The organism is Rhodopila sp., assembly GCF_035548095.1.
Lineage (GTDB): Bacteria > Pseudomonadota > Alphaproteobacteria > Acetobacterales > Acetobacteraceae > Rhodopila.
Map to the genome: position 1 here is coordinate 24,007 of NZ_DASZUV010000014.1, position 25,905 is coordinate 49,911.

Here is a 25,905-nt window from a genome sequence, read left to right on the forward strand (position 1 = left end):
CGATACCCGGGCGATACCGGGGCCCGGCGGCACGGCCGGTTCAGCCATGGCCCGGCTTGACGTCCGTCAAGACGATCGTCATGGCAGGGGATCGGCCAGGCCGGGCTTTTTCCTGCCGGCCTCCACTCAGCCGCGGCGGCGGGGCGCCGGCTTGGCCGGTGTCAGCCACCATTTCACCGGTTCGGGTTCCGGTTCGAATTCCGGCAGCTCCGGCTGGCGGGGGCTCGGGGGGCGGCCGCGCTTCCTGGATGTTGTTGCGGAGGTGGCGGTGGTGCGCCGGCCCGGCCGCGCGACGATGGTATCGGCGCCTTCCGACTGTTTTTCCACCAGTCGTTCGGCTGCCTGTCTGGCCGCCTCGGCGGTCTTCAGTGCCTTCTCGGCATCGCGTCTGAGCTGACGCTCTTCGGCGACGAGATCCTCAAACTCCGCGGCATGCCGCTCCGCATCCTCAGCACGTTGCAGGGCCTCCGCCAACGCCGCCTTGACGGATGCCAGGGCATTCTGCTGGCCGGCAATCGCCTCGCGTTCTCGTCGCAGGGCCTCCACCGCTTCATTCTTTGCCAGCTCGGCATGGCCGATCTTGGTCTGCAGATCGCGGACGCTGGCCTGCGCTTCCGCCAATGCACGGTCCGCCAGCGTGCGCGCCGCCGTCTCCGCCGCCAGGGCGGCTTCGACGCGTTGCAGGCGGCTGCTGGTGGGCGCGGGTCCCGGGGCCGCCGGCGCGGCACGGTGCGACGGCGTATCATGGCCGTTGTCGCGGCGCAGAACCGTTACCGGAACGTCCCCGTCCTGCACGAAGCGGCGGCGATGCAACCCGCCATTGCCGAACCGATCGGTCGTGCGAGGGGGTGGCATCTCGGCCCGTTCGATCCGCTCACCATCGCCGCGTGGCCGCGTGCCATCTCCAAGCAGGCCCAGGGCCCGCCGCATCGCCGATTCAGCTTCCTCCGCGGCTGCCTGCGGCGGTTCCGTGCCGCCGGTGCCAGGTGTTGGCTCCTTCAGGGAGCCTGGGCCGAGGCCGGCGAGCGGATCAGGACGAAATTTCGCGTTATCGGACAAGGCAATCCCCAGCGGGTTCATGCGTCACGGATGGGCGTGGCGTGGGTGTTCGCATCTGAATGGGCCGAGAAAACTGGCAAGAACCATCAGCACGCAGTGACGTCTTTCGTATCTTGTATCCTGCGGGTGCAGGCAATTCCACAGTAGCCGCTTGCAGTGACAGGCGCGGGTGGAAATTCGGTGATGGAAGCACCGATTCGCACAAGTCTTACGGTCTCTCTACGGCCAGTTGAATGAAATAGCAAGCGAGAGAAACAGGTTTTTCCAGTCGCCACACCGGACAAACAGCCGCCGCTGATGAGAGAAACTCTCATTCATCAACCTCGATGCCGACGGCCGGGGAGCCCAATAGTCGACGAATCCCGCGCGGTCCAGGTCGGGAACCCAGTCCTGACCGAAGCAACCGACGCGGGATGGATGACAAGAAATCCACTGGGCTTGACTGCGGAACCCGCGGCGAGTCCGGCACCGTCATTGGCCTTCACACACGCAATACAACCGCATGCCAAAGGATAGACTGAAATGCAGTCAGAACGCATGCACCAGTGCCGTCGAATCGAGGAAGCCGGAACGCAATGACCATAACACGGCTTGGTCGCGTCTGTAACTCATGGCTACACTATCGGCAGACCGACAGGCGGAAACCCGTATCAAGCGGGTGGAGACATTTCAGATATGTCTCTTTCGAATGATGGTCGACGCAAAAATTATCCGAACCATGGGTCCCCGCATCAGAAGACCATCCTTCGTCGGAGCAGATGTATCCCGCGGAAGTCGCCCGCAGGCGGTGCGTATTACAAGTCAGTAATCATCTCCACAGCGGCAAATAACAAGAGGCATGCACGCATGCCGTCATTCACGGCATGCGCGGTGGCAATCAATCCTGGTGATGATCCGGTGACAAGCGCGCCGCGACCGGCAGAGTCGCGTTCATATTTTGCGCAACGGTTCTGGATCAGATCTCCTGGTCAGACCGCCGCCTGGCCAAGGGCTTCTTCCAGCGCTTCCTCCGCGGCTAGCCAGTCGGCTTCCACGGCGGCGCACTCCTTCTGGATCGCCGATAGCCGGGCGTTGGCGGCGGTGATGTCCGTGGCGCTGCCGGGCGATTCATAGAGCTTGGGGTCAGCCAGCTTGACTTCGAGGCGGCGCCGTTCCTCCGCCAGCTCTGCCAGTTTTGCTTCCGCGTCCTTGGCCTGCTTGCGCAGCGGCGCGACCGAGGCGCGGATTTCCGCCCGTTCGCGCCGTGAATCGCGACGCGTCCCGCCATCGGCCTTCGGCGCGGGGCGGGCGCGGTCGGCCAGCAAGGTGCGGTAATCGTCCAAGTCGCCGTCGAATGGCCGGACAGTGCCGTCGGCGACCAGCCACAGCCGGTCCGCCACCAGCTCCACCAGATGCGGGTCATGGGTGATCAGCAGTACCGCGCCCTGGAAATCGGCCAACGCCTTCACCAGCGCGTCGCGGGCATCGATATCCAGGTGGTTGGTCGGCTCGTCCAGGATCAGCAGCTGCGGCGCGTCACGGGTCGCCAGCGCCAGCAGCAACCGCGCCTTCTCCCCGCCTGACAGGTTCGCCACCGGCGTCTCCGCACGGTCGGCATCCAGACCGAACCGCGCCAGTTGGGAGCGCAGCTGCGTCTGGTTCGCCTTGGGCAGGGCGCGGGCCATGTGATCGACCGGGTTTTCCGACAGCACCAGTTCCTCGGTCTGGTGCTGGGCGAAATAGCCGACCTTCAGGCGCGGAGCACGCCGCATCTCGCCGCTCATGGGGACCAGCCGGTCCGCCAGCAGCTTTGCCAGGGTCGACTTGCCGTTGCCGTTGGCGCCCAGCAGGGCGATCCGGTCATCGGTGTCGACGCTGAGGGAGATCGACCGCAGCACCGGCGCCCCGCCATAGCCGACCGTCACCCGGTCCAGCGCCAGGATCGGCGGTGCCAGGCGAGGCGGTTCGGGGAAGGCGAAGCGGGTGGGCGCGTCCTCGATCACCGTCTCGATCTGCGGCAGGCGTTCCAGCGCCTTGATGCGCGCCTGCGCCTGGCGGGCCTTGGACGCCTTGTAGCGGAACCGGTCGATGAAGGACTGGATATGCGCCCGCTCCGCCGCCACGCGTTCGGCGGCGCGGGCTTGCTGCATGACGCGCTCGGTGCGGATGCGGACGAATTCATCGAAGCCGCCGGGCGTCAGGCTGATCCTGCCCTTGTCCAGGTGAGCGATCGCCTCCACCGCCCGGTCCAGCAGCCCGCGATCGTGGGAGACCACCAGCGCGGCGCCGGGAAACCGGGCCAGCCAGTTTTCCAGCCACAGCGTCGCTTCCAGGTCCAGATGGTTGGTCGGCTCGTCCAGCAGCAGCAGGTCGGGGTTGGCGAACAGCGCGGTCGCCAGGGCCACGCGCATGCGCCAGCCGCCGGAATATTCGGACACCGGCCGAGCCTGCGCCGCTTCATCGAAACCCAGGCCGGCGAGGATGGTGGCCGCGCGGGCGGGCGCGCTGTCGGCGCCGATGGCGCGCAGCCGCTCGTGCACTTCGCCCAGGCGGTGCGGGTCGGTGGCGGCGTCTTCCGCTTCGGCCAGCAGGGCCAGGCGCTCCGGATCGCCTTGCAGCACGGTGTCCAGCAAGGATTGCGGGCCTTCCGGCGCCTCCTGCCGCACCGTGGCAATGCGCGCGCGGCTGGACAGGCGAATGTCACCGCCATCCACCGGCAGGTCGCCGGCGATGGCGCGCAGCAGGGTGGACTTGCCGGCGCCGTTGCGGCCGACCAGGCCGATGCGCCGTCCGGCCTCGATGGTCAGGTCGGCGCCGTTCAGCAGGGTACGGCCGCCCATGCGGATGACGACGCCGGACAAAACGAGCAGGGACATGCGCGCGGTCTAAAGCAATTTCACCCCGGCTGTGCAGGGTGAAATTGCGCTCATCTGCCGGGCAGCGGCATTCAGACCTGCCGCAGCCGCGCCGCCGCCGTTGCGGCCGTTGTGATCGCCGCCCAATCCCCTGCCTCCACCGCGGCCCTTCCGACCATCCAGGACCCGCCGACGCAGATGACATTCGGCAGCGCCAGATAACGGGGGGCCGATTCCAGGTTGATTCCGCCGGTCGGGCAGAAGCTCAGACCGGGCAGCGGCGCCGCCACGGCCGCCAGCCAGGCCACGCCGCCGCACGGCTCCGCAGGAAAGAATTTGCCGAAACGATAGCCGCGGTCCAGCAGCGCCATCGCCTCGGACGGCGTGGCGATGCCCGGTAGCAGCGGCACGTGCGGATTCCTGGCGGCGTCCAGCAGCCGGGACGAGGCGCCGGGGGAGACAGCGAAGCGGGCCCCGGCCCGCGTGGCGGCCTCATATTGGTCCGGCGCCAGCACCGTGCCGACGCCCACCACCGCGTCCGCCACCTCGGCGGTGATCGCGCGAATCGCCTCCAGCCCGGCTTCGGTGCGCAAAGTCACCTCCAGCACGCGCAGTCCGCCCGCGACCAGCGCCTTGGCCAGCGGCACCGCCTGTGCCCTGTCCTCGATGCTGAGGACCGGAATCACCGGGGCCAGGCGCAGCATCGCCTCCAGGCCAGGTTGCGGCGCCACGGCGGCTGCCCTAGCGAATCGGCCGGACGCGGCCGGGAGCCGGAGACGGGCGGGGCGCGGGCAGATCTTCCTCCAGCACCGTGATGTGGATCGAGTAGGAGGTTTCGCCGTCCTCCACGTCCTTATGGACGGTGCCGATCGTCTCGTCCTCGATCGCCAGCTCGATCGACAGGCCGCGGCGCGGCGGTGGCACGATGCGGATGCGCTCCGACCCGAACAGCCGGCGCAGATAGGTCTGCAATCGCTCGATATCGGATGGGGTCATGATGAAAACCTTGAACAGTGGAATGGGAGGGGGACGAGGCGTCTACCCTGCCCGTGGGGGCGTGGTCCAGGCGGAATGGCGAAAGCGGCTGACGGCCCGCCTGCATCGGTCCCGTGAGCATCAGTCCCGCGGGGAATTAGTTCCCTGGGGCATCAGTTCCCTGGGGCATCGGCCCCGTTGCGTCGTCAGTCGCGTCGCATCAGTTGCATCGGCTCAGTCCAGCATATGGCCAAACCGCGCGGCCTTGGTGGCGAGGTAGTCGTCATTGACGCCGTTCGGCGCGATGCGGTGGGCCTCCCGGCCGACCACCTCGATCCCGCAGGCGGTCAGGCCGGCGATCTTGTCCGGATTGTTGGTCAGCAGCCGGACGCGCTTGATGCCCATCATCCGCAGCATGGTGCCGCCGATCATGAAGCTGCGCTCATCCGCGCCCCAGCCCAGGACTCGGTTGGCGTCCATCGTATCCAGGCCGCGATCCTGCAGCCGATAGGCGCGCAGCTTGTTCACCAGGCCGATGCCGCGGCCTTCCTGGCCCAGATACAGCACAACGCCGGCGCCGTCCTGGGCGATGCGGCTGATCGCGCCGCGCAACTGCGGCCCGCAGTCGCAGCGCATGCTGCCCAGCAGGTCGCCGGTGAAGCATTCGGAATGGATGCGGACCAGCGGGGCCGGCGCGTCGTCCGGCAAGTGTTCCGGCCGGCCGATCACGATCGCGAGATGCTCGATCGCGGAGCCATCGGCGCGGAAGGCGACCACGCGGCTGTCGGGTGCGTCCGTCAGCGGCACGTCGGCCGAGGTGACCAGCCGCAGACCGGCGGCTTCCTGGGCCGGATAGGCGAGCACGTCGGCGGCGGGCACCACCACAAGGTCGTGCGCCGCCAGCCCTACCTGGAAAGCCGCCGGGGACAGCGGCGCGGCCAGCACCGCGGGCAGCAGCTGGGCGATCTTCGCCAGGCGGAAAGCGGCGTCGGCGCCCGGCGGCACGGCGGCTGCCTGCAGCGGCGGCGTGCCAGGCCGCGGGGGAACGGTGGGATCGGGCAGCGCCTGATAGGCTCCCGAGACCAGGATGGCGGGCGGTAGAGCGATGGCCGCCACCTCCGAATCGTGCTGCATCGGCGCGCGCAGGATGGCGGCGGCGCGCGCGGGGGCCAGCAGCAGGACCGGCGGGACCGGCGTCAACGAGCCCAGTTCCCGCACCGCGTCCGGGCTGGCGACCTCGGCACCCAGAAGGACCAACGGCGTCGGTCCGGCCAGCACCACCGGCACACCGCGGCGCAGCTCCGAGGCGGCGCGGTGCACCAGGCGCAGTGCATGCCGCACGCCGGAATCGGTCGTGGCGGACATGTCCCGCGCGGCATCAGCAGTCCCGGTCACCCGTGTCATCTCCTTGCCTGCCCAACCCGTGGGCTTATCCAACCCGTGGCCGCCAGGGCACTCCCCGGCCAGGGCCGGTGTTGATCCCACGGCTCCGGCTCGACGCCCGCGCGGTCATTCCACCGGGAAATCCCAATATAGGGTTTCTCTACGTTTTGGAACGAATCAGCCCTATTTCTGTCATGCTTTGGGGCCAGAGGGAAAATGCCTCAACACGGCGTGACTGTCATGTCAGGGCTCCCCATATGGGGATTGCGGCGGCAGGCACCGGCCTGTGCTGATAAAATCGTGATGTGGCGCGCCGCATTGCGCGGGGTAACAGGATGCGAACGCGGCTTGCGTAACGACGTTGAATACGGCCAGGGGAGCCCGCCAGGCGGCGCCTCGTGGCAAAGCAGCCTGGGCAAAAATGGCTTGCCGCCGAAACCAATCAGGCGCAACCGACTTTGGCGAGAGGAACTTGACTGATGTCCGCAGAACGCCCGGTTCTGATTGTGGATGATGACGACGACCTGCGTGAGACCTTGGTCGACCAGTTGGCGGTCGACGGCGAATTCGTTGCGAGTCAGGCCGCCTCCATCGCGGATGCCGAAGCCAAGATGGCCGACAAGGATGCCCGGTTCGATGCCATCATCCTGGACGTGTCGCTGCCCGACGGCGACGGGCGGGATCTATGCGCGCGGCTGCGCAAGCAGGGGCATCGCATGCCGGTCATCATGCTGACAGGATCCGATGCCGATACCGACGTGGTGCGCGGGCTGGATTCGGGGGCCAACGACTACATCGCCAAGCCCTTCAAGCTGACGGTCCTGCTGGCTAGGCTGCGCGCCCAGCTGCGCATCTTCGAGAACAGCGAGGACGCGGTGTTCACCATCGGGCCCTATACGTTTCGTCCGGCGGCCAAGCTGCTGCATGAGCCGGTGAAGAACCGCCGCATCCGCCTGACGGAGAAGGAGGCGGCGATCCTGAAGTTCCTGTACCGAGCGGGCAGCAGGCCGGTGGCGCGGCAGGTGCTGCTGAATGAGGTGTGGGGTTACAACGCCGCCGTCACCACCCATACGCTGGAGACGCATATCTACCGGCTGCGGCAGAAGATCGAGCCGGATCCGGCGAATGCGCGGCTGCTGGTGACCGAGGGCGGCGGCTACCGCCTGGACCCCGAGGGTGCACCGACGGCCAACACGCCGATGACGGAACCGGCGTAGGCGCGGGGGCGGTTCCATCGCAGAAGGGTGGTTCCGCCAGCCCAGCCGGATCGGGCCCTGTGCTCGGGCCCCGTCCTACAGCTTCTCGACCTGCGCGTATTCCAGCTCGACCGGGGTGGAGCGGCCGAAGATCGACACGCTGACCTTCACGCGGCCCTTTTCCTCGTCCACTTCCTCGACCGTGCCGTTGAAGCTGGTGAACGGGCCGTCGGCGACACGAACCTGCTCGCCGATCTCGTACATCACCGCGGGGCGCGGACGGTCCACGCCTTCCTGGCTCTGCTTCAGGATGCGGTCCGCCTCGGCCTGGCTGATCGGCGTGGGGCGGGTCTTGCTGCCCAGGAAGCCGGTGACCTTCGGCGTGTTCTTCACCAGGTGCCAGGCGTCGTCGGTCAGGTCCATCTTCACCAGCACGTAGCCGGGGAAGAACTTCTGTTCGCTGCTGATCTTTCGGCCGCGCTTGACCTCGACGACGTTCTCGGACGGCACCAGCACTTCCTCGAACTGCTCGGCCAGGCCCTTCTGCGCCGCCTGCTCCTTGATCTGCTGGGCGATCTTCTTCTCGAACCCCGAATAGACGTGCACGACGTACCAGTTCTTGGCCATATCGGTCCCCGACCCCCTTAGATACCCACCTGGAACAGCACCCGCACGCCCAGACCGATGATCTGGTCGATCACGAAGAAAAACACCGCGGCGGCACTGGCCATGGCGAAGACGAGGCCGGTCGTGACGAGCGTCTCCTTCCGGGTTGGCCAGGTGACCCGGGCCATCTCGGTGCGAACCTCACGAGCGAACTTCAGCGGTTGGAACGCCACTTTCCATCAGATCCTTATGCTGGTCGCCGGCCCGGGCCCACATGCGGCAGCCGGAGGACGGCCCGGTGATGGCAGGGGTGGAGGGTCTCGAACCCCCAGCCTCCGGTTTTGGAGACCGGCGCTCTAGCCAATTGAGCTACACCCCTGCAGCGGGCCGGCGCTGATCCTGCATGGGTTCGCGCGCGACAGGGGGCGTAGAAAGGATGCGCCGGGGCCAATGTCAAGCGTTCAATGAAGTTCCCTATATGTTCTTGACCGGGCGAGCCCGCCATGCGATGACTCGCATGCGAACGCAGGGAGAACGCTATGCGGAGCCGAACCGACGCCGTCGACCCCTCGGAGCGGGATCTGGACGCACTGGCGGCCCTCGAGCAGGCCGGCGAGCCGGATGCGCCGCCGGATATCCGGATGCCGTCGCTGCGCCACGCCGGCCGCGGCGCCGTCACCAACCCGGGCGTCCGCTTCGACTCGAAGGTGCGTTCGGATTTCGACGACGGCTGGGCCACGCTGACGCAGGAGGTCGGGGACCTGCCCCGGCTGGACACCACGCTGATCCGCGACAGCACGAAATCGGTCATCAGCTGGAATACCTCCCCCGATATCGGCTTTGATCGGGCGGTGAACCCGTATCGCGGGTGCGAGCACGGCTGTATCTACTGCTATGCGCGGCCGACGCATGCCTATCTGGGTTACTCGCCCGGCCTGGATTTCGAGACGAAGCTGGTCTTCAAGCCCGAGGTGGCGGACCTGCTGGAGAAGGAGTTGCGCAAGCCCGGCTATGTGCCGCAGACCATGGCGCTGGGCTCCAATACCGACCCGTATCAACCGGTGGAGCGCACCTTGCGCCTGACCCGGTCGGTGCTGGAGGTGCTGGACCGTTTCAACCACCCGGTCGGCATCGTCACCAAGTCCGCCGGCGTGCTGCGGGACCTCGACATCCTGGCCGCGATGGCGCGGCGGAACCTGGTACGGGTGCATGTCTCGATCACCACCCTGGACAACCGCCTCGCCAGGGTGATGGAGCCGCGGGCGGCAACACCGTCGCGGCGGCTGCAGGCGATCGAGCAGCTCACCCGGGCGGGCGTGCCGACCGGCATGCTGGCGGCGCCGATGATCCCGGCGCTGAACGATGCGGAGATGGAAAAGATCGTCGAGGTCGCGGCCAGGGCCGGCGCCACGCATGCGGGCTATGTCCTGCTGCGCCTGCCGCTGGAACTGCGGCAGATGTTCGAGGCCTGGTTGCAGGAGCATTTTCCGGACCGGGCGCGGCATGTACTGAACCTGATCCGGGAGACCCGGGCCGGCAGGCTGAACGATTCCCGGTTCCACCATCGTTTCGCGGGTCAGGGCGTCTACGCCGACCTGCTGTCTCGCCGCTTCGCCAGGGTTGCCCGGCAGTTCGGCCTGGATGAGCATCGGCGGGAGCTGTCGCGGGATCTGTTCGCCGTGCCGGGCGAAACGCCGGCGCGGACCGAACGGCAATTGTCGCTGTTCTGAGGGCGTGACGGCCGGGGCGTCGCCGGCCGCACCGTTACGGCCACCGCTAGCTGTAGAAGCGACGCAGGTTGTTCATCCGGAGCGTTGGGGTGAAGCTGTGGCTGGCGACCATGGCGGCCACGTGGCCGGTGCTGCCGGCCGCCCCGTCGATCGTCGGCCGTATCGGTCCCGCGGCATAGACGCGGTGACCCGATCGCCGGCTTTTCGTTGCCGCGACCGGCATGGGGCTGATCTTCCAGGGCATCAGTGCAACACTGGAATCCCACCGCGTCGAGTGAAACAATTCGGTCAGTGACCGGACCGACATGACCTGCTATCTCGTTGCGGCCGTGGGGTAATGTCACAATGCGCCGGATTCTGAGACGGCCGGATTCTGAGACGGTGGATGCGAAAAGAGAAACGTCCGAACAGATGGCCGGTACGGCCGGTGTGGGTGGCGGCATCGGTTCGGCACCGGTTGGCGTCGTGCGGCTTGGTGCAGCCCTGACATGAGTTCATTGCGGGTGGGCCGCGTCTCCCAGTCCGCCGCGCGTGTCGGGCTTCCGCCCCGCCGATCCGCCGCCGGCACAGCTTGGCCTCTGATCCTCGCAGCGATGCTGCCGTTGGCGGCCTGCAAGGTCGGGCCGGACTTCACCGCGCCGAACGCCCCGGTCGCGGAACAGTGGATGCAGGCCGGCGATCCGTCGGTGAAGACCGACCATCAGGATTATGAGCGGTGGTGGACCGCGTTCCGCGACCCGACGCTGGATCGGCTGATCGATATCGCCTACCACCAGAACCTGACCCTGCTGTCAGCCGGCACACGGGTGCTGCAGGCACGCGCCGAACTGGGCGTCGCGATCGGCGAATTCTATCCGCAGACGCAGCAGATCGGCGCCAATGTCGGGTACAACCAGGCCAGCGCGGCCGATCCCACGTCCAATCCCACCCACCAGCTTGGCAACTACTGGCGAGCGTCCCTCGGTACCCAGATCGATTGGGAACTGGATTTCTGGGGCAAGTTCCGCCGTGGGGTGGAATCGGCGGATGCCGCCTATCTGGCGTCGATCGCCACATATGACGATGTGCTGGTAACCTTAGTGGGCGATGTCGCCACCGCCTATATCGGCATCCGTACCCTGCAGGCGCAGATCGCCATCGCGCGGGACAACGTCGTGAAGCAGAAGGCGGCGCTGCGCATCGCACGGGATCGTTTCCACGGCGGCACGGCGACCGGCCTGGATGTCTACCAGGCCGAGAACGTGCTGGCGCAGACCGAGGCGAGCATTCCGCAGCTGGCCGCCCAGTTGCAGCAGGGGGAGGATGCGCTGCGCGTGCTGCTGGGCATGACGCCGCAATCGCTCGATCCGCTGCTGGCCGGACCGCCGACCATTCCGGTGCCGCCGCGCGATGTCGCGGTGGGTATTCCGGCCGATCTGCTGCGCCGGCGGCCGGATATCCGCCAGGCGGAGCTGGCGGCCGCGGCGCAAAGCGCGCAGATCGGCATGGCAAAGGCCGATCTGTTCCCTGCCTTCGTGCTGGGCGGCGCCTTCGGCACCATCGCCGGCTCCACCGGCCACAACCGTCTGAACGAGGTGTTCAGCTCCCACGGCATCCAGTTCTCCTTCGGGCCGTCATTCTCCTGGCCGATCCTGAATTACGGGCAGATCACCAACAATGTCCGGGTGCAGGATGCCAAGCTGCAGGGCTTGCTGATCGACTATCAGAACACCGTGCTGAAAGCGCAGAAAGAGGTGGAGAGCAGCCTCAGCGGCTTCTTGCAGGGGCGCCAGCAGGTGGAGCTGCTGCGGCGAAGCGTGGCCGCGGCGACTGCCGCGTTGCGGATCGCCATCGAACAATACCGCCTGGGCACGCGCGATTTCACCACCGTGCTGACGGCGGAACAGAACCTGTATCAGGCGCAGAACGCCCTGGCCACGGCATCGGGCAATCTGTCATCCAGCCTGGTGTCGCTGTACCGGGCGATGGGCGGTGGCTGGCAGATCCGCGAGGGGAATGAATTCGTGAACGACGCCACGCGGGATCAGATGCGCGACCGGACCAACTGGGGCTCCCTGCTGCCGCCGGCGGGGACGCCGGGTTCCGCCGCATCCGGATTGCCAACGCCTGGACTACCGGGTCCGGCGGACCAGGGACCCGATATCCGAGCGCCGGAGTGGTGAGCATGAGGACGTTTTTCGCCCGCACCCTGTTCGTCGCCGTGGCCAGTCTGGCCGGCGCACCGCCCGTTTCCGTTCCGGCGCAGGCGCAGGCCGTGGCACAGAGCCAGGCGCCGCCCGGCGTTCCGGTGGTGCTGCCGAAACAGCAGACGGTCAGCGACACGCTGACGATCACCGGCAACGCCGCCGCCGTGGCGCAGGTGAACCTGATCGCCCGCGTCAATGGCTTTCTGGAACAAATTCACTTCCAGGATGGTGCGATCGTGCGCAAGGGCGATCTGCTGTTCACCATCCAGCAGGATCAGTACAAGGCACAGCTTCAGCAGGCGCAGGCGCAGCTTCAGTTGCAGCAGGCTTCCCTGAAGCATGCGAAGACCGAGGTCATGCGGTACGCGGCCCTGCTGAAGAAGGACGCCGCGACGCAGGTCGACGTCGATCACTGGAATTTCGAGATGGCGGCCGCCCAGGCCAATATTCTGGCGGCCCAGGCGCAGGTGGATATCGCCCAGCTCAATCTGTCCTATACCGAAGTGCGCGCGCCGTTCGACGGGCAGATGGGGCGGCACCTTGTCGATGTGGGCAATGTCGTCGGGGGGACCGGACAGCCGACGACGCTGGCGCAGATCTCCCAGCTCGATCCGATCTATGTGGTGGCCAATCTCAGCACGCAGCAGGCGATCCAGATCCGCGACAATCTGCGGCAGCGGCGGCTGACGCTGGAGGAACTGCACCGCGTGCCGGTGGACGCGGCGCTGCAGGGCGATACCGGCTTCCCCTACCACGGCACCCTGCAATACGTCTCGCCCGACATCGATCCGCAGACCGGCACCCTGATGGTGCGCGGGATTCTGGCGAACCCCAACCGCACGATGCTGCCCGGCCTGTTCGTCAATATCCGTCTGCCGATGGGCAAGACGATCAGCAGCGCGCTGCTGGTGCCCGACCGGGCGCTGCAGGAGGATCAGGGTGGCCGCTACCTGCTGGTGGTCGACCAGAACAACGTCGTCCAGCAGCGCTATGTGCAACTGGGCCAGCTGATCGGGTCGGAGCGGGTGATCACCGGGGGGCTTGCCGCGACGGACAAGGTGGTGACCGGGGATCTGTGGCGGGTCTCGCCCGGCATGACGGTGACGCCGCAGATGTCCGGCGGCGGCTAGGGCGCCGGGCATGATCTCGAAATTCTTCATCGAGCGGCCGGTCCTGGCCAATGTCCTGGCGATCGTGCTGGTGCTGATTGGCGCGGTGTGCCTGTACCGGCTGCCGATCGCGGAATATCCGAACGTGGTGCCGCCGACCGTGCAGGTGACGGCCAGCTATCCCGGCGCCAGCGCGCAGACGGTGATGAACACCATCGCCTTGCCGATCGAGCAGCAGGTGAATGGTGTCGACGGCATGCTGTACATGGAGTCGACCTCGGCGGCGGACGGTACCTACAGCCTGACGGTCACGTTCCAGATCGGCACCGATCCGAACATCGCCCAGGTGCTGGTGCAGAACCGCGTCCAGCTCGCGCTTGCCCAGTTGCCGGAACCGGTGCAGGCGCAGGGTGTCAGCGTCCAGAAGAAGAATACGGCGATCCTGCAGATCGTCACGCTGTATTCGCCGGACAACAAGTTCGACAGCCTGTTCATGAGCAACTACGCCACCATCAACCTGACGGACGTGCTGTCGCGCCTGCCGGGGGTGGGCAATGTGAAGGTCTTCGGCACCGGCACCTATTCGATGCGGGTCTGGCTGGATCCGCAGAAGCTGTATTCCTTCGGCCTGCAACCCGGCGACGTGGTGAATGCGATCCGGGAGCAGAGTCAGAACGTTGCCGCCGGCCAGGTCGGCATGCCGCCGGCGCCGAAGGACACGCAGTTCCAGTACACGATCGACATCCAGTCGCGACTGAATGAGCCGGAGCAGTTCGGCAGCATCGTCCTGAAGGACCAGACCGCCCAGGGCGGGCGGCTGGTCTATCTGCGCGACGTCGCGCGCGTCGAGTTGGGATCGCAGACCTATGCGCAGGATTTCCGGCTGGACGGCCGTCCCGCCGCCGGCATCGCCATCTACCAGACGCCGGAATCGAACTCGTTGCAGGTGGGACGGGCGGTCCAGCAGACGATGGAGAAGTTGTCGAAACGTTTCCCCGAGGGACTGAGCTTCTCCATCCCCTATGATACCACCACCTTCGTGCGCGACTCGATCAACGAGGTCTACAAGACGCTGTACCAGGCCGGCATCCTGGTGCTGATCGTCATCCTGGTGTTCCTGCAGAATTTCCGGGCGACGCTGGTGCCGGCGACAACGGTGCCGGTGACGATCATCGGCGCCTTCGCGGGCATGGCGGCGATGGGGTTCACCGTGAACCTCTCCACCCTGTTCGGCATCGTGCTGGCGATCGGCATCGTGGTGGACGACGCGATCGTCATCGTGGAGGGCGTCAGCAAGTATATCGAGCAGGGAATGTCCGGCCGCGACGCCGCCATCAAGGCGATGGATGAGTTGTTCGGGCCGGTGGTGGGTATCACCCTGGTGCTGATGTCGGTGTTCCTGCCGGCCGCGTTCGTCCCGGGCCTGACCGGCAACATGTTCGCCCAGTTCGCCCTGGTGATCGCCGTCACTGCGCTGATCAGCGCGGTGAACGCCGCGACCCTGAAGCCGACGCAGTGCGCGATGTGGCTGCGCACGCCGGTGCCGCCGGAGAAGCGCAATTTCTTCTATCGCGGCTTCAACGCCGCTTATGATCCGGTCGAGCGCGGCTATGTCGGCTTCATCGGCCGCATGGTGAAGCGCAGTGGGTTGATGGTGATTTTGGCGCTGTGCCTCTCCGGCGTCGGTATCTGGCAGCTGACTCGCATTCCCACCTCGTTCATCCCGATCGACGACCAGGGCTATCTGATCGCCGCCGTGCAGCTTCCCGAAGGCGCGGCGTTGGGCCGTACCGCCGCCGCGCTGGACCAGGTGCGGCAGATCGCGCAGCAGGTGCCGGGCGTGCAGCAGGTGATCGCGCTGTCCGGCATGTCGGTGCTGGATAACAGCGCCGATCTGGCGAATGCCGGCACCGCCTGGGTGATGCTGAAGCCGTTCGATGAGCGGCTGAAGGCCAAGGACCAGGACCTGGCCGGTATCTACCGCGCATTGACCGCCAAGCTGCAGGGCCTGACCGAGGGCCAGGTCTATGTGCTGCCGCCGCCGGCCGTCCAGGGCATCGGCAATTCGGGCGGCTTCCAGATGCAGCTGGAAATGCTGGGCGGCGACTTCAACTTCCAGAAGCTGAACGACCTGGCGCAGCGGATCGTCAAGGAAGCGGCCGCGGACAAGCAATTGCAGAACGTGGTGACGACCTTCCGCACCGACGCCCCGCATGTGACCCTGTCGGTGGATCGCGACCGGGCGGAGACATTGCGGGTGTCGGTGGGCGATGTGTTCAAGACGCTGACGGATTATGTCGGCTCCACATACGTGAACCAGTTCAACAAGTTCGGCCTGTCGCTGCAGGTGTATGTCCAGGCGGAGTCGCAGTTCCGCCTGCATCCGGATGATCTGCTGAACCTGTATGTCCGCAGCCAGGACGGCAACATGGTGCCGATCAGCGCGGTGGCGCATCTGGGTCCGGCCGTCGCGCCGCCGCTGATCACGCTGTACAACCTGTACCCCTCGGCGACGATCGTCGGTTCCCCGGGGCGCGGGATCAGCTCAGGCCAGGCGATGGCGGCGATGGAGCAGATCGCCAGGCGGGTGCTGCCGCCCGACGTGTCCTTTGAGTGGACGGCGATGTCGTACCAGGAGCAGGTCACCGGCAACCAGCTCTACTACGTGTTCGGGCTGTCGGTGTTGCTGGTCTATCTGTGCCTGGCCGGCCAGTACGAAAGCTGGATTCTGCCGCTGGCGGTGCTGGCGGCGGTGCCGCTGGCGCTGCTGGGACCGGTGATCGCGCTGACCGCCCTGGGGGCGGCGAACAACCTGTATACCCAGATCGGCCTGATGCTGCTGATCGCCCTGTCCGCCAAGAACGGCATCCTGATCGTGGAGGTCGCTCGGGAGAAGCGGCTGATCGACGGCATGCCGATCCTGCAGGCGGCGATGGAGGCCTCCCGCACCCGGTTCCGGCCGATCCTGATGACATCCTTCGCCTTCATCCTGGGCGTCTTGCCCCTGGTGGTCGCCACCGGCGCCGGCGCCAATGCGCGGCGGTCGCTGGGCATCACCGTGTTCAGCGGCATGATCGCCTCGACCTGCCTGGCGGTACTGTTCGTGCCGTCTTTCTTCACGGTGCTGCAACGGTTCGAAGAGTGGCGGAAGACGCGGAAGAGGAGGCCGGTTGTCGCGTCGGAGCCGCGCTGACGCCGCTGCTGCACGAATCAGCCACCGCTACAAAGGCTTGGGAGTGTGCCCGGATGGACGCCAATGGCGGCCGCGTTGAGGCTTTACAGGCCGCTCTCGCGCTCAATGACCGCAATAGCCTCGGCCGGTGTCAGACGAGCGGTGTCGACAATGATGTGCGGCTCCTGCCATGGCGCGTAGCCGCGTGTCACCACGTCCCGCCATGTTGGAAGAACCAGGCCTGCTATGTCTGAACATCGCTGTTCCACACGGCGGCGATGCTCGCTCGCGTCGGAACATACGACTTCGATTTCGATCAGCGGCTTGCCTGCACGGGCCGCTGTTGCGCGCCAGCCTGACCGACTTTCGTGAACCGGATTGACGCAGTCCGCAATAACACGCCGACCGATCGACAGGTTTGACGCGGCCAGGGCGTTGGCAATGACGTAGCCGGCCGGCCCGACATCGCCGGCGCGCCCATTTGCGGCCCGCAATGCCTGTTCGATCACGTCGATCCGGAGGTAGGTGGCGGCATGTCGTTCCGCCAGCAGTCTCGCTATCGTTGTCTTGCCGGTGCCAGGCAAGCCGCCGAAGACAATCAGCATTGGGCATCCCGTTTCCTTGTTCGATTGGAAGTCCCGTTTGCCCGGTTCCGGTTCTTCCAACGCCCGACAATAGCCGCGAAAGGCCTCTCGATGAAACGGCACCTTTCCATCCGCCGCGCCGGCTGATAGCAGACGCCGCGTCATGACCGAAGACCTGCCCCCGAACCCGGCCCTGCTGCCGGCCGGCCTGCGTGACCTGCTGCCGCCGGACGCCGAGACCGAGGCGGCGTCCGTCGAGACGCTGATGGCGGTCTTCGCCTCCTTCGGCTATCAGCGCGTCAAGCCGCCGCTGCTGGAGTTCGAGGACAGCTTGCTCGCCGGGTCCGGCGCCGCCGTGGCGGAGCAGACGTTTCGCCTGATGGACCCCGACAGCCAGCGCATGATGGGGCTGCGTGCCGACACCACCCCGCAGGTTGCCCGCATCGCCACCACCCGGCTGGCCGGCGCGCCGCGCCCGCTGCGCCTGTCCTATGCCGGCCAGTGCCTGCGCGTGCGTGGCAACCAGCTGGCGCCCGACCGCCAGGTCAGCCAGGCCGGCATCGAGTTGATCGGCCATGACAGCCCTGAAGCGGATGCCGAGACGGTGCTGGTCGCCGCCGAGGCCGTCGCCGCGGTCGGGCTGACGCGCGTGAGTTTCGACCTGACCCTGCCGATGCTGGTGCCCTCACTGTTGGACGATGCCGGGATGGACGGCCATGACCGCATCCTGCTGGCCCGCGCGCTGGACCGCAAGGACGCTGCCGCCGTCGCTCGGCATGGCGGTGTGCTGGCCCCGGCGCTGACCGACCTGCTGATGGCTGCCGGCCCGGCCGATCGCGCGCTGGCGGCGCTCGCGGCGGTGACGCTCCCGAACACGGCAGGGATCCTGGCGGAGCGCGTGGCGCTGACCGTCGCCGCGATCCGCGCCAGGGCGCCCGATTTGCGGTTGACTGTGGACCCGGTGGAATTCCGTGGCTTCCGGTATGAGACCGGTGTCTCCGTCACCGTCTATGCGCCCGGCCGGCATGAGGAGCTGGGGCGCGGCGGCCGCTATATCTGCGGCGACGCCGAACCCGCGACCGGTCTGACCCTGTATCCCGATGCCATTCTGCGCGTCGCCGAACCGCGCCAGCCGCGCCCGCGCGTCTTTGTGCCGTTCGGCAGCGACCCGCTCGCCGCGGCGAAACTGCGGGCCGAGGGCTATGCAACGGTTGCCGGCCTGGCGTCGGTCGCGGATGACCCGGCCGAGGCGCGGCGGCTGCACTGCTCGCACCTCCTGCGCGGCGCGACGATCCAGGCCGTGGGGGCATAGGGCCTGGCCCGGGTTACCGGGTATAAACCGCAGAAATGCGATCGGATGGGTGGGCCAGCCGGTGTCAATCGTGCTACAGCCCTGCGGCAATCGCGTCTGCCGGCCGGTGGGTGCGCCCCCTCGAACGGTCAGGGCGGGCGCGTTTGCGTGTTGAACCAGCAACCGGCAGCAAGGTGCCAGGGATCCGCCCCATGGCGGTCATGGCCCCGATAGGGATACAGGACAGATGGCGAATGTCGCCGTGATCGGCGCCCAATGGGGCGACGAGGGCAAGGGTAAGGTCGTTGACTGGCTGGCGAGCCGCGCCGACGTGGTCGTACGGTTCCAGGGTGGCCACAATGCGGGGCATACGCTGGTCGTCGGCAATGAGACCTACAAGCTGTCGCTGCTGCCGTCCGGCCTGGTGCGCGGCAAGCTGGGTGTCATCGGCAATGGTGTGGTGGTGGACCCCGAGGCGCTGCTGGCCGAGATCGCCCGCGTTCAGGCCCAGGGTCTGACGGTCACGCCGGAGAGGTTGCGCATCGCCGAGAACGCGGTGCTGATCCTGCCGCTGCACCCGGCCATCGACAAGGCGCGGGAGGAAGCCCGCGGCGACGGCAAGATCGGCACCACCGGCCGCGGCATCGGCCCCGCCTATGAGGACAAGGTGGCCCGCCGTGCCATCCGTGTCGCCGATCTGGCGGAGCCGGAAACCCTGTCGCACAAGCTGGATGAGCTGCTGCTTCACCACAACACGCTGCTGAAGGGCTACGGCAAGCCGCCGTTCGAGAAGCAGGCGCTGCTGGACGGGCTGCTGACGCTGGCGCCGCGGATTCTGCCCTTCGCCGAACCGGTGTGGGAGCGGCTGGACGAGCTGCGCCGCCATGGTAAGCGAATCCTGTTCGAGGGCGCGCAGGCGGTGATGCTGGACGTCGATCACGGCACCTACCCGTTCGTCACCTCCTCCAACACGGTGGCGGCGACGGCGGCCTCGGGCGCCGGCGTCGGGCCGGGAACCGTCGGCTTCGTATTGGGGATCGCCAAGGCGTACACCACCCGCGTCGGCTCCGGCCCGTTCCCGACGGAACTGCATGACGCGACAGGGCAATTGCTGGGTGACCGCGGGCATGAGTTTGGCGTGGTGACCGGCCGCCGCCGCCGCTGCGGCTGGTTCGACGCGGCGCTGGTGCGCCAGGCGGTGAAGGTCGCCGGCATCCAGGGTATCGCGCTGACCAAGCTGGACATCCTGGACGGGCTGCCGGAGCTGAAGATCTGCACCGGCTACCGGATCAATGGCCTGCTGCATCGTCACTTGCCGGCGGCCCCCGCCGCCCAGGCCGCGGCGGTTCCCGAATACGAGGTGATGGAGGGTTGGTCCGGCTCCTCCCACGGCGCTCGCTCCTGGGCCGACCTGCCGGCGCAGGCGGTGAAATATGTCCGCCGCATCGAGGAATTGGTGGAGGCGCCGATCACCCTGCTGTCCACCAGCCCGGAGCGCGACGATACCATCATGGTACGCGACCCGTTCGAGGGCTGATCGGCTCGCCAGGACTGGTCGGATCGCCGGGGCTGACCGTGTCACCCGGGGCTGGTCGGGTCGCTCGAAGTCCGGACGGGGTCGGCTGGATCCCTGCCGGGCGAGCCCGCCGCCCAAGCTCCCGTGCGCCATTCCCGGCGCCCGTTCTCCGGTGTCGGTTCCCCGCGTCCGTCCCCTGGGCGTCATTCACGTCGCGCCGGACGCCCAGCCACGTCGCGCCCCTGCCACGTCGCCCCTACCACGTCGCCAACCGGCGCAGCCGGGGCGTCTTCTTGTATTGGTGCTCCGCCATGCGCGACAGCAGGCGGTCGAGCTGGCGTACCGCCTCCAGCACATGCGGACCCTTGTTCAGCATCACGCATTCGGTGCGGGCGGCCATGGCGGCGTCCGTCATCTCACCGCGGGCCTTGATGTTCTTGCGGATCAGGCTTTCCAGCACCTGGGTCGCCCAGATCACTGGCACCCGCGCGGCCTCGGCGATCCACAGGATTTCCTCCTGGATCTCGGCGGTGCGGGCGAAGCCGATCTCGGCAGCGAGGTCGCCGCGGGCGATCATGATCGCGGTCGGCTGGCGCGATGCCGCCTGCACGACCATGGGCGGCAGGTTGCGCAGCCCACGCGAGGTCTCGATCTTCAGCACCAGCGACAGCGCCTGCCAGGTATCCGGCCGCCGCCGGGCGAGCTCTTCCTGCAGCAGCGCGACGTCCTCGGCAGATTGGACAAAGGAGTAGCTGATGCCGTCGGCATGGGCGGCTACGAAATCGAGGTCCCGCAGGTCCTTGTCGGTCAACGGGAAGACCAGCAGGTCGGTGTCGGGGAAGCTCAATCCCTTTTTCCGTTTCAGTTTCACGCCGCGTTCGCGGCCGCGATCGATTTCCGCCACCACCCCCCAGGGCGCGCACCGCACGACGGTGCCGCCGGCCTTGGCGTCATCGATGAAGACGCGATGGCCGGGCTGCAACGCGTCGATCGCTTCCGGCAGCAGGCATTCGGCGGCGAAGGCGGGGGCATCGGGCGGCAGGTCGGCCAGGCCGCCCGGCCGCACCAGCGCAAACCGGTATCCCGGCAGCAGACGGCTGGTGCCTTCCGGGCACCGGGTTTCCCCGGTGCGGACCTTGGGTCCGGCCAGATCCATCAGGATGGCCAGCTTGCGGCCGGTCGCCGCCTCGGCCGAGCGGGCATGCGCGATCATGCGGCCCCAGGCCTCGGCGTCGTCATGGGCGCAGTTGATCCGCAGTGCTTCCACCCCTGCTGATGCCAGGCCGTGGATCATGCCCGGGTCGTCCGCGGCCTCCGACGGGCAGGTGACCAGCAGGGCGGTGGCGCGCGGCGGCGACAGCGGTCCCACCACCGCGGCCGAACGGGCCGCCAGCTCGGCTTCTCCGGCAAAGAAATCGGCTTCGGCCGGATACGGCAAGGCTGGTCCGCCGGCCATCGTCGCCAGGCTGGCCAGCACCGCGTCCAACACCGGCATCACCCGGCTTTCCAGCCTCCCGAGGGAGGACAGGCCGAGCGTCATCAGCCGCCGCTGCAACGGCCGCAGGTCGCGCTGGCGCAGCGCGAGATACTGGGACAGGTTGATGGCACTCGCGGCAAACCGTTGGGTATCCGCGGGTTTCGGCCATGCGGCACGAATCTCCGCGCCCCCGGTCAACGCGGTGTCGCGCAAGGCGAGAAGTTCGGCATGCAGCGCAGCGATCCGCTCCTGGTCCTGTACCATCTCTCCCTCAGCTTCTCCGCCGTTCCGAGCGCATGCAGGATGGTACGCGATTGTGGCTGCGGGAAGCGACGGTTGTGTGACGCGAGCGCGCAGGGGTGCCGGACCGGTGCGGCGCGTTGTCTTTTGATGTCGATCATAACGAGTTGACGACGGTCATGAACGGTGCGGGATCCGTGCGAAAACCGCCGAAGTCGCGCGGGCAGGAGCCGTCGCAGTCGACAGGCCGTGTCTGCCTTCGGTCGCGACGATAAGGCTTGTTGGCAGCGGGCTCTATTCGAGTCGGCGCCAGGCACCGGAGAGCCATTCATTCCGAATGACAATCGTCATGGATCGGTCACTGCGTGGTTCTGGCGCCTGGCACTGCTTCGTATAGACTCCGGCGTGTCCTGCGAAGCACAGCGTTGTGTATAATCGATCATAGCGGATAGATTGTATTGCCGCGTCGTGGTGTCACGCGTAGGGCTTATAGGACTCAATCGGCCGCCGTCGCCGCCTGGTGGAAATCACCGGCGGCGGCGACGGCCGGACATGCACAAGAGGACGAAGATCGTGCGATATCTGCTTCTGGCCGGCGTTGCTGTTCTCAGCGCCGGCTCCGCCTGGGCCCAAAACGATCCGGGTGTGATCCCGTCGCCGAACCCGATGCAGGGTCAGTTCATCGGCAGGTTCGGAGCCGGGCCGGCCCTCAACAACAACAACAACGCCTGGGGTATCGCCAACACCCCGTCCGGCAGCAAGGCCGCTGGCCAGAACAGCACGATCATCGCGCCGAACACCGTGGCCACGCCCACGCCGGGTACCGTCGTCATCCGCCTGAACGGCCGTGTCGAGGTCGACCTGACCGGTATGTGGACAAATATGGATACGAGCGTGAACAGCGCCGGCGCCTATACCGGCTACAAGGTGAATCCGCTGGGCATCTCCTCTTATCTGCGTCTGTATCCGGGCTTCGACGGTGTGTCGTCGAATGGCCTGCGGTATGGCGCCTCCGCCGAGATCCGGCAGAACTACGGGTCCGCCGACCGCGCCTGGCCATCCTCCGCGACCGGCGGTGCCGCCAACAGTCCGGGTGGCAACGACAGCCAGCAGACCCTGTACGTGCGCCGTGCCTTCACCTATCTGGCGACGGATCAGGCCGGCCTGTTGCGGCTTGGCCAGGCGGATGGCGTGCTGGGCCTGTTCGACAACTGTATCTTCTCCTCCAACTGCTGGGACAGCGGCCTGAGTGGCTTGTCCGGCAGCTCGGGCTATGAAGGGGCGACGCCGACGGGCGCCCAGATGACCTATGTCTGGCTCACCGGCACCGCCGCGGAATACGACAACACCAAGATCGTCTATCTGTCGCCGCAGTTCTATGGCTTTGATGTCGGCGTCCAATATGCGCCGAACATGGGCAATACGTTCCAGATGACCGGTGCGGGCGTCGGCTGCACCCAGGCCGGCCCGACCTGCATCGGCGTGACGTCCGGCAACGATGCGACGCGCTGGTACAACCAGGTCGGCGTCGGCATCCGGTACCAGCAGACTTTCGGTGCGGTGGATGTCAAGGCCTATGGCTTCTATGAGACCGCGGGGAAGGAGTCGCTGACGACCACGGCATATCTGTCACCCGCCGCGGTACGCGCCACCAGCGGCAGCGCGCAATACATGGCGTATGACAACCTGAGCTTCTACAAGGCCGGGGCGGCGATCACCGCGATGAACCTCACCCTGGCGGCCGACTACATCGGCGGCGCGGTCAACGGTTCATTGCAGATGCGTCCGACCGGCGGCGTCTCGACCAACGCGGTCATCACCGGCCTGACCTATGCGAACGGTCCGGTGGCCGCAGGCGTCCAGGTCGCCATGGCGGATACCCAAGGCGCCGCCCAGTTGACCGGCCTGACCCAGCGCCACGAATTCGGCCTGTCCGTCGGCGGTTCGTATCGCGTGGCGCCAGGCCTGTCGCTGGTCGCCGAGTACCAGTACATCACTCGGCATCAGGGCGGGTTCAACTTCGCGACCAACAGCCTGGGCGCCGGTACCGGCGCGAATACCGCCGGCCTGACCCGTGACGCTCGGGGGCAGGGCTTCACGCTCGCCACCGTGCTGACCTGGTAAGGTGGTCCCGACCGGTGTGACCACCCGGCATGGTCACACCGGCAAGAAGCCGGTCGGCATGCCCGGTCGGCATGCCCGGTCATGGGGAAACGGCCCGATCCGATCCGGTCATGCTGCGGCCGCACGTTGCGCCGGAGACCGCGGCGGGACAGAAAGGGCCATGTCCGTTTACGATTTTACCGCCCGGCGCAACGACGGCACCCAGCAATCGCTGGCCGATTACCGCGGCCAGGTGCTGCTGATCGTCAACACCGCCTCACGCTGCGGGTTCACGCCGCAATACAAGGGGTTGCAGGCGTTACAAGACCGGTTCGGCGGCCGAGGTTTCAGCGTGCTCGGCTTTCCCTGCGATCAGTTCGGCCATCAGGAGCCGGGCAGTGACGCGGATATCAGGGCATTTTGTGACAACTCGTTCGGGATCGACTTTCCATTGTTCGCCAGGATCGAGGTCAACGGTCCTGGCGCGCACCCGTTGTACCGTTTCCTGAAGGCACGAAAGCGCGGCCTGCTGACCAGGGCCATCAAGTGGAATTTCACCAAGTTCCTGATCGGACGCGACGGGTCCGTGCTGGCACGGTTCCCGCCGACAAGGACACCCGAGGCCATTGCCCCGGCGATCGACAAGGCGCTGTCCTGACGGATCACTGTACAGATCGTAGAGTCGACAGGCTTGGTGGCGGCGCCTGGCGCGTGCTGCCTGACGATCAGTAGGTGATACGCGCGACCGCCCGCAACTGGTCGGGCGTCGCCGACCCGAAGCCGAAGAATTCCAGATAGGCCGGAATCATTTCGAACAGCATGTCGGTCCCGACCTGGACCCGGCAGCCTTTGGCCCGAGCGGCGCGGAGCAGGGGGGTGAACTCCTCCTTCATCACCACTTCCCCGACAAAGGTTCCTGGTCCGATCCGATCCGGGTTCAGCGGCAAGGGATCGTCCGCCCGCATTCCCAGCGGCGTCGCGTTCACCACGATGTCCCAGCCGGCTGGATCGGCGGATCCGGTGCCGACCCGCAGCGAGGGATAGTGCCCGCGCAATCGCGCCGCCAACGCCTCGGCCGATGCGGCGTTCACGTCGAACAGGCCGATTGCGCGCAGGCCGGCGGCGGCCAGGGAGGCGGCGATCGCGGACCCCACCCCGCCCGATCCCACCACCAGGGCGGCGGCACCGCGCACGACGCAGCCCTTGCGGATGGCGCCGCGCACAAACCCGTCGCCGTCGAACATGTCGCCAAGCAGCGATCCGTCCGGTCGTTTCAGCACCGCATTGCAGGACCCGGCGATACGCGCGTTGGTCGTCAGTTCGTCGACCAGTGCCGTGACGGCCACCTTATGCGGCATGGTGATCAGCGCGCCGTGCAAGGTGGTGATCCGGAACAGCGCCGGAAACAACGCGGCAAAATCCGCGGCGGTGACACCCAGCGGCACGACGGCGGCATCGATCCCGTTCGTTTCGAACCAGGGATTGTAGATCATCGGCGCCTTGAACGACTCCGTCGTATAGCCCAGATGCGCAATGACCTTGCCGCGTCCGGAGATCATGAAACCGAACCCGGGTCAGGCGTGGCGCGCGATCACGTCGCGCCAGCGGGCGCAATCCTCCGGGCCGCGCACCACCGTATCGAATTCCGGCGTGAAGCTGACCGGCACCAGCACGCGATCCACTCCGGCGGCCTCCAGCCTCGGCAATTCATCCAGGTCCTTCGGCAGGCTGGTGGTGATTTCCACCGCGGCCGGGTCGCGGCCATGCGCCTTGGCGGTGTCGCGCACCAGCTGGATCAGCTCCGCCGAGGCGCCGCGCGCGGGGAAGAACCCGTCGCCCAGCCGCCCGGCGCGTTTCGCCGCGAAGGTGGAATGGCCGCCAATGATGATCGGCACGCTGCCGTTTGCCGGCTTGGGCCGCATGAACGCGTCCTTGAAGCGGAAGAATTTTCCGTTGAAGCTCGGCCGGTCCGCCGTCCACAATTCCCGCATGACGCGGATATATTCGTCGGTGCGGGCGCCGCGCTCCTCGAACGGGGAGCCGACGGCGTCGAATTCCTCCTTCAGCCAGCCCACGCCGACGCCCAGCAGCACCCGGCCGCCGGACATCGCGTCCAGCGTCGCCACCTGCTTGGCGGTGATCACCGGATTATGTTGCGGAAGGATGATGACTCCGGTGGCTAGCTTGATGCGCGTGGTGCGGGCCGCGACATAGGCCATCCAGATCAGCGGGTCGGGCAGGTCGAAATTGCCATCCCCGCCGGGCAGCTTGCCGCTGGGCGAATAGGGATATTGCGACTGATAGCCCGCCGGAATGACCGTGTGCTCCACCGTCCAGGCGGACTCGAAGCCGGCTTCCTCGGCAGCCTGTACCAGGTCGACGGCCCGGGCCGCGTCGACGAAGCGCCCCGTGTTGCAGTAGCGCAGACCGAATTTCATGGCCGT

The 25,905-nt window shown here is 67.1% G+C and carries 21 protein-coding genes and 1 tRNA gene; 9 read left to right on the forward strand and 13 right to left on the reverse strand.

The features are described 5' to 3' along the window. Positions 1-126: 126 nt before the first annotated feature. From VHC04_RS10745 to ribA, 5 genes are all read right to left on the reverse strand, one after another. On the reverse strand, positions 127-930 hold the full coding sequence (locus VHC04_RS10745; RefSeq protein ID WP_325680930.1) for a hypothetical protein: 804 nt from the start codon (positions 928-930) through the stop codon (positions 127-129). A 1,097-nt stretch (positions 931-2,027) separates the two neighbouring features. Further along, positions 2,028-3,914 carry an ABC-F family ATP-binding cassette domain-containing protein gene (locus VHC04_RS10750; RefSeq protein WP_325680932.1) on the reverse strand — a complete coding sequence of 629 codons (1,887 nt, stop codon included), beginning with the start codon at positions 3,912-3,914 and terminating at the stop codon, positions 2,028-2,030. Positions 3,915-3,985: 71 nt separating this feature from the next. After that, on the reverse strand, positions 3,986-4,597 hold the full coding sequence (eda, locus tag VHC04_RS10755) for a bifunctional 4-hydroxy-2-oxoglutarate aldolase/2-dehydro-3-deoxy-phosphogluconate aldolase (RefSeq protein ID WP_413789113.1): 612 nt from the start codon (positions 4,595-4,597) through the stop codon (positions 3,986-3,988). A gap of 37 nt (positions 4,598-4,634) precedes the next feature. Continuing rightward, positions 4,635-4,889: a DUF3126 family protein gene (locus VHC04_RS10760; RefSeq protein ID WP_325680936.1), complete on the reverse strand. Its 255-nt coding sequence runs from the start codon at positions 4,887-4,889 to the stop codon at positions 4,635-4,637. A gap of 213 nt (positions 4,890-5,102) precedes the next feature. Next, complete coding sequence (gene ribA, locus VHC04_RS10765) at positions 5,103-6,263, reverse strand: GTP cyclohydrolase II (RefSeq protein ID WP_325680938.1); 1,161 nt, start codon at positions 6,261-6,263, stop codon at positions 5,103-5,105. 467 nt (positions 6,264-6,730) lie between these two features. Between ribA and VHC04_RS10770 the strand changes: the two genes are divergently transcribed. Next, entirely contained in the window at positions 6,731-7,468 is a 738-nt protein-coding gene (locus VHC04_RS10770; RefSeq protein ID WP_325680941.1) for a response regulator transcription factor, read from the forward strand. Positions 7,469-7,543: 75 nt separating this feature from the next. Here VHC04_RS10770 and nusG read toward each other — a convergent pair whose 3' ends face one another. From nusG to VHC04_RS10785, 3 genes are all read right to left on the reverse strand, one after another. Then, positions 7,544-8,074, reverse strand: coding sequence for a transcription termination/antitermination protein NusG (nusG, locus tag VHC04_RS10775; RefSeq protein ID WP_325680943.1), 531 nt, complete (start codon positions 8,072-8,074; stop codon positions 7,544-7,546). A 17-nt stretch (positions 8,075-8,091) separates the two neighbouring features. After that, a complete protein-coding gene (secE, locus tag VHC04_RS10780; RefSeq protein WP_325680945.1) occupies positions 8,092-8,286 on the reverse strand; it encodes a preprotein translocase subunit SecE in 195 nt (64 codons plus the stop codon). Positions 8,287-8,355: 69 nt separating this feature from the next. Further along, positions 8,356-8,432: transfer RNA gene (locus VHC04_RS10785), tRNA-Trp, on the reverse strand. 262 nt (positions 8,433-8,694) lie between these two features. On the opposite strand from VHC04_RS10785, the gene VHC04_RS10790 reads away from it, so the two are divergent. Next, positions 8,695-9,783: a PA0069 family radical SAM protein gene (locus tag VHC04_RS10790; protein ID WP_325681345.1), complete on the forward strand. Its 1,089-nt coding sequence runs from the start codon at positions 8,695-8,697 to the stop codon at positions 9,781-9,783. A gap of 46 nt (positions 9,784-9,829) precedes the next feature. Here the strand turns inward: VHC04_RS10790 and VHC04_RS10795 are convergent, their stop codons facing one another. After that, positions 9,830-10,090, reverse strand: coding sequence for a hypothetical protein (locus tag VHC04_RS10795; RefSeq protein WP_325680947.1), 261 nt, complete (start codon positions 10,088-10,090; stop codon positions 9,830-9,832). 286 nt (positions 10,091-10,376) lie between these two features. On the opposite strand from VHC04_RS10795, the gene VHC04_RS10800 reads away from it, so the two are divergent. The 3 genes from VHC04_RS10800 to VHC04_RS10810 are packed head-to-tail and all read left to right on the forward strand — an operon-like array spanning position 10,377 to position 16,271. Next, a complete protein-coding gene (locus VHC04_RS10800) occupies positions 10,377-11,945 on the forward strand; it encodes a TolC family protein (protein WP_325680949.1) in 1,569 nt (522 codons plus the stop codon). Positions 11,946-11,947: 2 nt separating this feature from the next. Beyond that, on the forward strand, positions 11,948-13,099 hold the full coding sequence (locus VHC04_RS10805; protein WP_325680951.1) for an efflux RND transporter periplasmic adaptor subunit: 1,152 nt from the start codon (positions 11,948-11,950) through the stop codon (positions 13,097-13,099). Positions 13,100-13,109: 10 nt separating this feature from the next. After that, the gene (locus tag VHC04_RS10810; protein ID WP_325680954.1) at positions 13,110-16,271 is read left to right on the forward strand and encodes an efflux RND transporter permease subunit; all 3,162 of its coding nucleotides are present in this window, start codon (positions 13,110-13,112) and stop codon (positions 16,269-16,271) included. An 83-nt stretch (positions 16,272-16,354) separates the two neighbouring features. Here the strand turns inward: VHC04_RS10810 and VHC04_RS10815 are convergent, their stop codons facing one another. Beyond that, positions 16,355-16,855: an AAA family ATPase gene (locus tag VHC04_RS10815; RefSeq protein ID WP_325680956.1), complete on the reverse strand. Its 501-nt coding sequence runs from the start codon at positions 16,853-16,855 to the stop codon at positions 16,355-16,357. A 142-nt stretch (positions 16,856-16,997) separates the two neighbouring features. Between VHC04_RS10815 and VHC04_RS10820 the strand changes: the two genes are divergently transcribed. Next, positions 16,998-18,146 carry an ATP phosphoribosyltransferase regulatory subunit gene (locus VHC04_RS10820; RefSeq protein WP_325680958.1) on the forward strand — a complete coding sequence of 383 codons (1,149 nt, stop codon included), beginning with the start codon at positions 16,998-17,000 and terminating at the stop codon, positions 18,144-18,146. Positions 18,147-18,372: 226 nt separating this feature from the next. After that, on the forward strand, positions 18,373-19,662 hold the full coding sequence (locus VHC04_RS10825) for an adenylosuccinate synthase (protein WP_325680960.1): 1,290 nt from the start codon (positions 18,373-18,375) through the stop codon (positions 19,660-19,662). A gap of 235 nt (positions 19,663-19,897) precedes the next feature. Here the strand turns inward: VHC04_RS10825 and VHC04_RS10830 are convergent, their stop codons facing one another. Then, positions 19,898-21,382 carry a pyruvate kinase gene (locus VHC04_RS10830; RefSeq protein WP_325680962.1) on the reverse strand — a complete coding sequence of 495 codons (1,485 nt, stop codon included), beginning with the start codon at positions 21,380-21,382 and terminating at the stop codon, positions 19,898-19,900. Positions 21,383-21,931: 549 nt separating this feature from the next. Between VHC04_RS10830 and VHC04_RS10835 the strand changes: the two genes are divergently transcribed. Together VHC04_RS10835 and VHC04_RS10840 are read left to right on the forward strand one after the other, a co-directional pair. After that, positions 21,932-23,482: a hypothetical protein gene (locus VHC04_RS10835; protein WP_325680965.1), complete on the forward strand. Its 1,551-nt coding sequence runs from the start codon at positions 21,932-21,934 to the stop codon at positions 23,480-23,482. A 160-nt stretch (positions 23,483-23,642) separates the two neighbouring features. Further along, positions 23,643-24,119 (forward strand): glutathione peroxidase, encoded by a 477-nt coding sequence (locus VHC04_RS10840; protein ID WP_325680967.1) that lies wholly within the window; start codon positions 23,643-23,645, stop codon positions 24,117-24,119. Between the two features lie 67 nt (positions 24,120-24,186). On the opposite strand, the gene VHC04_RS10845 is transcribed toward VHC04_RS10840, so the two are convergent. After that, the gene (locus VHC04_RS10845) at positions 24,187-25,020 is read right to left on the reverse strand and encodes a shikimate dehydrogenase family protein (protein ID WP_325680969.1); all 834 of its coding nucleotides are present in this window, start codon (positions 25,018-25,020) and stop codon (positions 24,187-24,189) included. 15 nt (positions 25,021-25,035) lie between these two features. Further along, on the reverse strand, positions 25,036-25,899 hold the full coding sequence (locus tag VHC04_RS10850; protein WP_325680971.1) for an LLM class F420-dependent oxidoreductase: 864 nt from the start codon (positions 25,897-25,899) through the stop codon (positions 25,036-25,038). Positions 25,900-25,905: the final 6 nt, after the last annotated feature.

Excerpts from the sequence above, each read along its gene's own strand:
- VHC04_RS10795 (WP_325680947.1), bottom strand. The coding sequence starts at position 10,090 with ATGTCGGTCCGGTCACTGACCGAATTGTTTCACTCGACGCGGTGGGAT.
- eda (WP_413789113.1), bottom strand. The coding sequence starts at position 4,597 with ATGCTGCGCCTGGCCCCGGTGATTCCGGTCCTCAGCATCGAGGACAGG.
- VHC04_RS10815 (WP_325680956.1), bottom strand. The coding sequence starts at position 16,855 with ATGCTGATTGTCTTCGGCGGCTTGCCTGGCACCGGCAAGACAACGATA.
- VHC04_RS10820 (WP_325680958.1), top strand. The coding sequence starts at position 16,998 with ATGACCGAAGACCTGCCCCCGAACCCGGCCCTGCTGCCGGCCGGCCTG.
- VHC04_RS10825 (WP_325680960.1), top strand. The coding sequence starts at position 18,373 with ATGGCGAATGTCGCCGTGATCGGCGCCCAATGGGGCGACGAGGGCAAG.
- VHC04_RS10830 (WP_325680962.1), bottom strand. The coding sequence starts at position 21,382 with ATGGTACAGGACCAGGAGCGGATCGCTGCGCTGCATGCCGAACTTCTC.
- VHC04_RS10850 (WP_325680971.1), bottom strand. The coding sequence starts at position 25,899 with ATGAAATTCGGTCTGCGCTACTGCAACACGGGGCGCTTCGTCGACGCG.
- VHC04_RS10750 (WP_325680932.1), bottom strand. The coding sequence starts at position 3,914 with ATGTCCCTGCTCGTTTTGTCCGGCGTCGTCATCCGCATGGGCGGCCGT.
- VHC04_RS10810 (WP_325680954.1), top strand. The coding sequence starts at position 13,110 with ATGATCTCGAAATTCTTCATCGAGCGGCCGGTCCTGGCCAATGTCCTG.
- VHC04_RS10845 (WP_325680969.1), bottom strand. The coding sequence starts at position 25,020 with ATGATCTCCGGACGCGGCAAGGTCATTGCGCATCTGGGCTATACGACG.
- VHC04_RS10840 (WP_325680967.1), top strand. The coding sequence starts at position 23,643 with ATGTCCGTTTACGATTTTACCGCCCGGCGCAACGACGGCACCCAGCAA.
- VHC04_RS10760 (WP_325680936.1), bottom strand. The coding sequence starts at position 4,889 with ATGACCCCATCCGATATCGAGCGATTGCAGACCTATCTGCGCCGGCTG.
- nusG (WP_325680943.1), bottom strand. The coding sequence starts at position 8,074 with ATGGCCAAGAACTGGTACGTCGTGCACGTCTATTCGGGGTTCGAGAAG.
- VHC04_RS10770 (WP_325680941.1), top strand. The coding sequence starts at position 6,731 with ATGTCCGCAGAACGCCCGGTTCTGATTGTGGATGATGACGACGACCTG.
- VHC04_RS10745 (WP_325680930.1), bottom strand. The coding sequence starts at position 930 with ATGCGGCGGGCCCTGGGCCTGCTTGGAGATGGCACGCGGCCACGCGGC.
- VHC04_RS10790 (WP_325681345.1), top strand. The coding sequence starts at position 8,695 with ATGCCGTCGCTGCGCCACGCCGGCCGCGGCGCCGTCACCAACCCGGGC.
- VHC04_RS10805 (WP_325680951.1), top strand. The coding sequence starts at position 11,948 with ATGAGGACGTTTTTCGCCCGCACCCTGTTCGTCGCCGTGGCCAGTCTG.
- VHC04_RS10800 (WP_325680949.1), top strand. The coding sequence starts at position 10,377 with ATGCTGCCGTTGGCGGCCTGCAAGGTCGGGCCGGACTTCACCGCGCCG.